General features: G+C 48.8%; 5 protein-coding genes. All 5 read right to left on the bottom strand.

Annotated elements, in window-relative coordinates:
• The coding region (locus IQ270_RS31520; protein ID WP_228056726.1) for an Hpt domain-containing protein at positions 1-975 on the bottom strand (975 nt) is incomplete at its 3' end.
• 196 nt (positions 976-1,171) lie between these two features.
• Complete coding sequence (locus tag IQ270_RS26430) at positions 1,172-1,843, bottom strand: HNH endonuclease (RefSeq protein WP_193976136.1); 672 nt, start codon at positions 1,841-1,843, stop codon at positions 1,172-1,174.
• A 141-nt stretch (positions 1,844-1,984) separates the two neighbouring features.
• Complete coding sequence (locus IQ270_RS26425) at positions 1,985-5,065, bottom strand: methyl-accepting chemotaxis protein (RefSeq protein ID WP_193976135.1); 3,081 nt, start codon at positions 5,063-5,065, stop codon at positions 1,985-1,987.
• A gap of 135 nt (positions 5,066-5,200) precedes the next feature.
• Entirely contained in the window at positions 5,201-5,734 is a 534-nt protein-coding gene (locus tag IQ270_RS26420) for a chemotaxis protein CheW (RefSeq protein WP_193976137.1), read from the bottom strand.
• 452 nt (positions 5,735-6,186) lie between these two features.
• A complete protein-coding gene (locus IQ270_RS26415; RefSeq protein ID WP_193976134.1) occupies positions 6,187-6,708 on the bottom strand; it encodes a zinc ribbon domain-containing protein in 522 nt (173 codons plus the stop codon).
• Between the last annotated feature and the right edge of the window lie 353 nt (positions 6,709-7,061).

Below are 7,061 nucleotides of genomic sequence, written 5' to 3'. Positions count from 1 at the left end.
AACAGAAACCAAATTTGCCCCCGAAGTACCCGGTTGAGCGAATGCCAGCAAATCCTCAAAATCTGTCTCCCGAACCAGAGCCTCCGGCACCAGCGACAGTAGTTTTTCGCTCGGCGCGATCGACTCAGACAATCCCGAAAGCACCAATTCCTGCGCTTGTTTAATATCCTTAATCACCGTTGGAGCCAAAACCCGGTAAGTATTTTCCGGATTGGCTATCGCCTCAGACACCACCCCAATCAACTCTATCCAGGCGGGCAGTTCAAATTCCTCCCCCGCCATTCTCAAGTTCCGACAAATGTTTTTGAGCTGCCGCCTGCTTTCTTGCCCCTCTGGCTGTTTGAACTCTTGCAGCATTTCCCGCATCCTCGCCGGCACATCCGAGTCAAACACCAAATGCAGCGCACTGTCCTCAGTTTCTCTCGAATCAAATCCGTAAACCGCCCCCGAACCCGCAAAACTCTTCTGGGAGCCGGGCGCCCCGACTCCCATCCCAGCCATAACTGCTTGAGATAACGGCAGCGGACTGCTCTCATCTGCATCCCGTCCCGAGTGTCCGACAAGTCCCCCCAAATGCCCGTTGAGTTCTTCAAACACCGGTTCCAACTCTCGAACCATCTGTTCGCCGATTTCTTCCGTCAGCCCAAAAGGCCCCGACAGTTGTTCCAACAATCCTTGCAGCGTGTCAAAAATTCGCAGGAACAGAGATTCTAGCTGTTGGTCTACCTTGACGCTGCACTCTTTTAAAACCTTAAAACTATCCTCTAGTCGGTGAGCTGTTTGCTGAATGCTCGTCAGCCCCAACATTGCGGCTCCTCCCTTAACAGAGTGGGCTGCCCTAAATACTTCGTTGACCAGTTCTGGGTCTTCGATCGTCGCCTGCAAATTCAGCAAACCTTGTTCGATCGTATTGAGGTGGTCTTTTGCCTCCTCAATAAAATAGCCCATTATCCTCTGTTGTTGCTCCGGCAGCATAGTTTTATTCCTGATTTTAAGTGTTATTGTATTGGGTCTATGTTAGTAGTTCTAGCGAAGCTCTTTGTAGATATCGCCCATTGCCAAGAGAATAATCTGACTGCCATATCTGGCAAATGTCCTAGCTATTGCTTTCGATCTGCCCTTATCTAAAAGATAGCGAATCTCTTGCACCTGTTCGGGTTTTAGTTTGCGGTTAGGACCTGTCTGGCCCGGAACAAAAGCAAAACGGTTTTTTTCGCTTCGCATCGCGGCAGTTATCGGCGGGGGTTCCTTCCCACAAATCATCAGTATTGACACAACCGCGATCGGCGCAACTGTGACAAGCAAAATAACCCGGTTTTATCAATCTTCCCAGTTTATCTTCAATTACAAGTCTGTGGGGATAAAAACTTTTTGTTTTGCCATTAACTTTAGTACCTTTAACCGAGTAACCATCACTTCTTTTAGCCAAGGTACATATTATGCAGCCCTTCGGCTGTATTTCACCACGAATGCTGGGAATTACTTCTCGACCTCGCAGTTTTTCTTGAGGTTTAGGTACAGAGGTACTTCCTACATTTTTAGCTCCTTCTTTTCTCAACCTATCTTGAGAATTTTTTAGCCGAAAACCTTCCCATAAATGGTTGAAATTAATGCACTTGCCTACATCGCAAGTAGGGCGAACAAAGTATTCGGGTTTAATCGAACGACCTAAGCTATTTCCTAATACTAAACGGTGAATAGTAATCGTTTTCCATTCACCGTTAACCCGAAGTCTTTTGTTGGTATAGACCCTGCTCTTTTTGGCTAGGCTAGAAATCATACACCTCTCTGGCTTAATTTCACCAAATATCCCAGGAATTACCTCTACTATGTTATCGTTCATTTGTGCAACTCCTAGTTTATTTAGGTGCTGGATTGGCATCCCCGCAGTGGATCGAAGACTGCGAGGTTTATTTTTGTTTGCCATCATTGTCACAATAATGTGCTTGTTAATCAGGAAGTAAAAAAAGCATTAGACAATCAATTATTGTCTTTCTGCTGTTTCTACTCGGAACCTTTCTACAGATGTCAAAAGGTCGCGAGCAACGCCTACCAAATTTTGCAAAGCACCGGAAACTCGCTGCGCTTCTTGGGAGGTTTCCTGAGCAGTTAATTCGACAGCCTGCATCACACTGGCAACCGAGCGAGCTGTTTCATTTTGCTCCACAGTGTCGGCAGTAATCGATCGCACCAAAACGTCAATTCGATTAGTAACTTGAATGATATCTTCAAGCGATCGCTTCGCCTGTTCTGCCAATCTTGTACCCTCAATTACCTGCTGCGTACCTTCTTCCATCGCCGTCATTACCGCGCCGGTTTCACTTTGAATTTGCATCACGATCTGTTCGATTTCTTTCAAAGACTTAGCCGATCGATCTGCCAACTGTCGCACCTCATCCGCCACAATTGCAAAACCCCTGCCCGCTTCCCCAGCCCTCGCCGCCTCGATACTAGCGTTAAGAGCCAACAAATTCGTCCGGGAGGCAATAGTAGCAATCAGAGCCACAATCTTAGAAATTTCCTGAGAAGCTTCCGCCAACCGCTTGACTTTTCTCGTCGTTTCTGCTACTGTTTCGCGAATTTCCAAAATCCCGGCCACCGTCCGCTCCACAGCCTCGCCCCCTTTCAGAGCCGTTGCCGCCGCGCCCCGAGCCACTTCTTCCGCCTCTCTAGCGCTCTCTGCAACCCGCTGAATCGCATCGGTGAGGACTTGCACCGAATTCAGCGTCGCCGCCAGTTCCTCAGCCTGCCGCAGCGCGTCGGAAGACAAATCGCCCGCAAACTTAGCACTATCCGTAGCGCCTTTGCTGACCTCACGAGCCGCCTGCTTCACCTGATGCACGATTTCACGCAGATTTTGAATCGTCAAGTTAAACGAGTCAGCAACAGCGCCCAAAACGTCGGCTGTTACCTCCGCAGTCACCGTCAAGTCACCCCTGGCAGCTCCTTCCACGTCGTCTAGCAAGCGAATCACTTGGCGCTGCAAGTCTTCTTTTGCCTGTTCCTGTTCGTCAGACTTGCGCCTGGTATCGCTAATCGTGGTTTGGATCACCTTCGCCATGTGGTTGAATTTGGCAGCCATTTTGCCAAACTCATCCTCAGAATAAATCGTAGCGCGAGCGTCCAGTGTTCCTTGAGATACAGCATCGAACTGACTTTGCAAGTTGTCCGAGGACTTGCGTACCTGCTTGGCGATCGAGTAGCCGATGCCCCAAGAAGTTAAAAAGCTGGTAATACCTGCTGCTGCCGTCATTACCCAGCCTGTTTTTCGCAGGTACACGATCGCCTCCGGCTTGTCTTGCCGCAGAGCTTGATAGGAAGCAATATTAGTGACGAAAGCCACAGCTATCAGAGAAACCAGTCCTGCGCCGATCGCCGTGTACAACTGTTTTGTAAACAAAGGGGCATTTTCCAAGAAAGCCAGTCCCCCCTGTTCTACACTCACCGAGGTATCGAGCGCTTCTGTTTCTGTCGGCACAAAAGTCGGCACCGACGCATCAGCCGGGCCGCTCATGCTAAATATCTCGTCGTCTCGAATTGCCGATCCGTCGCTGTTGTCAAAGTCCAGGCTGCTGCCCGTCGTCCCCATCATGCCGCTGGTCGAGTTGCCGAAATTGGTGTTACCTCGCGTCAGGATCGAACTGCTGGCATCTTCTGAGATGTCAAAGTCCGGCAAATTGCCCAAATCGTCAAACTCGTCAAATTCGTCTAAAAAGTCGCTGTGTTCTGGAGATTTGCCAGTTTTTGACGACCAGTCGCTGCTGGCAACGCCCCCGGTACCGAAAGCTGTCGCTTGCTCCTTTTCGTCGAGAGAGAAAGCATCGCTGAAAGCGTCGTCGTCAAAAGCGTCTAATTCAAAGCTGTCGATCGCACCAAATGCCGGGGGAGTCGAGTCCCCGTAACCGTTGCTGCCAGAGGAAGAGCTATCTGTCGAATTAAAATTTCCCCGGCTCGATCTTTGACTTTGAGAGTTAGGGACTGCACCTCCCATCAGCAGCGTTTCGTCTTCCGCCAGCGAATAGTTTGACGAGTAGTCCGAGTTGCTATTCGGCTGGTTTTGAGGTCGAGAAGACCCGAAACTCGACGATGGTATCTCCTCGGCAAAGGGGTCTGCCGCGGACGGGGGTAGATTCTGACTGCGCTCCGAGGCGCTCAGGGGCGGAGTTTGGTAGTCGTAGTCGGAGAAATCTTCGAGTTCGTCTGGCAAATCTAGTGCTGCAAAAGGTTCGCCAAAATTTTCCGACGGCCCGGTGCGGGAGTCGAGTTCGTTCGAGTCAAAGGAATTCTCGATTTCTAAAGGGCCGAAACTTTGACCGTTGAGTTGAGTCGGGGCTTCTGAAAACAAGTCTCGTGAATCAGGTTCCTTTTTGGCAGACACTTTGTTGTCCGACAAGCCAGCAGCATCAAACCCTCCCTCATCTAAGCCAAAAGGGTCTCCAAAGTCCGAATCGGCAAACTCGTCTAAGTCTAGTGGCTCCGACGCATCAGCATAAGCTGCCATCCCGCCGCTGTCGCCAGCAAAGGGGTTAGAATCCGAAGTTTGTTCATTGTCGGCGATCGCGTCGTCTTGTGGTTCCCACTCCAAGCCGCTCATGCCCAAGTCTGCCAAGTCCAGGTCTTCTAGGTCGTCTGGCGATCGATCAACATAGGACTCCGAGCCGGCGGCATCTCCTTGGAAAAGTCCCACATCCGGGTCTTCTAACCCTTCATCGACAGATAAGTCTGGATAGAATTCCAATTCAGTTTCAGCCGACAAAGCCTCTAAATTTTCCGTGTGCAGTTCTCCGGATAAAAATTGGTCTGTGTAGGTAATTCCGCTGTGAGCGTGTTCGACCAAACTCGGGTCGTCACTCAGGCCTAACACCACCGTGTACTGTTCCCGTGCCACCTCGTACTGTTGCAGTCCGTAGCAGTAGATGTGTCCGCACAGCAGGCGAGCACTGGGGTCTTCGGGAAAATCTTCTACTAATTGATAAACTAGCGCTGCGGCTTCTGGATAGTTGGCATCCATGTAGGCCGCTTCTGCCCGTTGGTAGTCCTGCTGAAAGTTGGTACTTGTTGTCATTTGCCGCCCTCTTTTGATTTTAGATTTTAGATTTTAGATTTTAGATTTTTATCTCGAATGTTTAGATGCGCGCCTCAAGTCGTGTGACTGTTAATGGTTAAGTTCCAATCGCCAATCGCAAATCTAAAATCGATTTCACGCTGCCCACCGCGCTGAGCGCAGAATTTTCACTTGATCTAGCAGTCTGAGCACTTTAGTCGCTTCTGTACCTAACATCCATTCTCCCCTCAGAAATGGAATCATGCCGTCTGGTGCATTGTTCTGGGAGTGCAGTTGCTCTACGTCGAGCCAGTCCATGCCTACAATTCGATCGACCGCCAGCCCCAAAATCGTGTCTTGGTCTTCCACAGCCACGATCGGGATTTCGGGCCTGTCTGTGTTGAGAGGTGTTTGGTCTCCCAAAAATTGGCCCAGATCCGCCACCCAAATCACTCGTCCTCTCATGTTTAGCGTACCTAAAAGCAAAGAGGAAACGTTGGGGATCGGTGTCATGCGGTCTGGGGAGGGGGATAGTACCTCTCTTATCCCGATCGCCGGCAGTGCGAACTCGTTCCCCGAAGGGACGTAGAACCGCAGGTGCAGCTCGCCTTCTGGAGTTTCTAGTTCTTGGAATTCCGGAGCCTGATCTATGCTTTGTCCTGGTAATATAAAGTCTGGGCTGCCACTAATCATAATTCTGACACCTGCATTTCTAGCAAATTTTTGAGGTTTACCGCCGGACGATCGCGCGATCGAAACTTCGACGGTCAAAACTTCACACAGCCAAGCTTGACACAGCCAAGGTGTAAATGGCGAGGCTCCCAGAAGTCTTTGGCAATAGATGTGCTACCGTCCCTAATTTAGGGCGCGATCGATGATTTTTCACGCTTAATTTGCTGACAAATTGGTTCAAATCGACTGCTAACAATTAATTTTGCACCGGGCAAGCTGCACTTTCTACTGCTTCGTAAAACTTACTCAAACTTATAGCTTTTCGAGTTCTCAACTTATGAAGTGCCACTGGCCAAACAGGCCCGCGCAGGGCATACATCACAACGCTTGAGAACCGCTATATAACAGAGCTAATTAATATTTACTGACAACGCTTTTGGGTAGTCGGCTATCCCAATATCAGTAGGCAATTAGCCCTGGCTGCGCCTGCTGGTTTCCCCATTCAAAATATTAATAGCCACATTTAAATCCCGATCTATAAAAACGTCACAGTTATGATTGTCAGAACTGCTTATTTGAAGTCGCACATCTTGTTTTTTACCGCAGTTCGAGCAAATCTTATAACTAGGGAACCCTCGCTGGGCTAACACTTCAACCTCTCCACAACTTTGATACTTGTATGTCATTTGACGTGGAAATTTGTCAAAACCAAAATCCGCTATCACTTCCGCTTTTAGGTCAATCAAGGCGTTTTGATACACCCTGCCAGACAATTGATTCATTGAGTTTAATTCAGGTTGTTTCAAAACGCGATCGGTCAAAACATCCTTGGTTTCCTTAATCGCTTTCGAGTTGGAAAGCTTACCCTTACCGTACATCTGAGTCCGAAGGCTCAGCCAAGATTTGAACGCAACCAGCCTCAATCCTGCGTGTCTAGCCATCAAACTCGCTTCTATGTTATTCAATTTGAGTCTGGCACAGATGACAAACATAGTAGGATACTGAAATTAATTCAGATTACCGAGTGAAACTTTCCCTGCCTAACCTGTGGCAACAAATTAGGTTTAGATAATTTTAGCAAAGTATTTGGCTGCACGAGTCTTGGTCTTGGCAACTTTTGCGATGACTGCTAAACCGATACTCGGATTAGCGACTGGTTGTTGAGATTGCTGGTTTCACTACAATCATCAACTTGGGCTAGTTAAGATTGAGACTGCACTTTCCGACTTTGTACAGAAATGCCCAGTCATGTCTAGCCACGAGTAAGCTCTGCCTATCAGTTTTTCAAAGCGATCCGCCCGTCGAGAACAAGTACATTATATTTGGACTTTGAGTGTGTTAGAGC

It is taken from the genome of Microcoleus sp. LEGE 07076 (assembly GCF_015207455.1).
Lineage (GTDB): Bacteria > Cyanobacteriota > Cyanobacteriia > Cyanobacteriales > Microcoleaceae > Microcoleus.
The sequence above is the reverse complement of the archived record's forward strand: the minus strand, read 5'-3'. Positions and strand labels throughout refer to the sequence as shown.

Bases quoted from the DNA above. Each gene is read 5' to 3' on its own strand.
- IQ270_RS26425 (WP_193976135.1), bottom strand. From the start codon at position 5,065: ATGACAACAAGTACCAACTTTCAGCAGGACTACCAACGGGCAGAAGCG.
- IQ270_RS26415 (WP_193976134.1), bottom strand. From the start codon at position 6,708: ATGTTTGTCATCTGTGCCAGACTCAAATTGAATAACATAGAAGCGAGT.
- IQ270_RS26430 (WP_193976136.1), bottom strand. From the start codon at position 1,843: ATGAACGATAACATAGTAGAGGTAATTCCTGGGATATTTGGTGAAATT.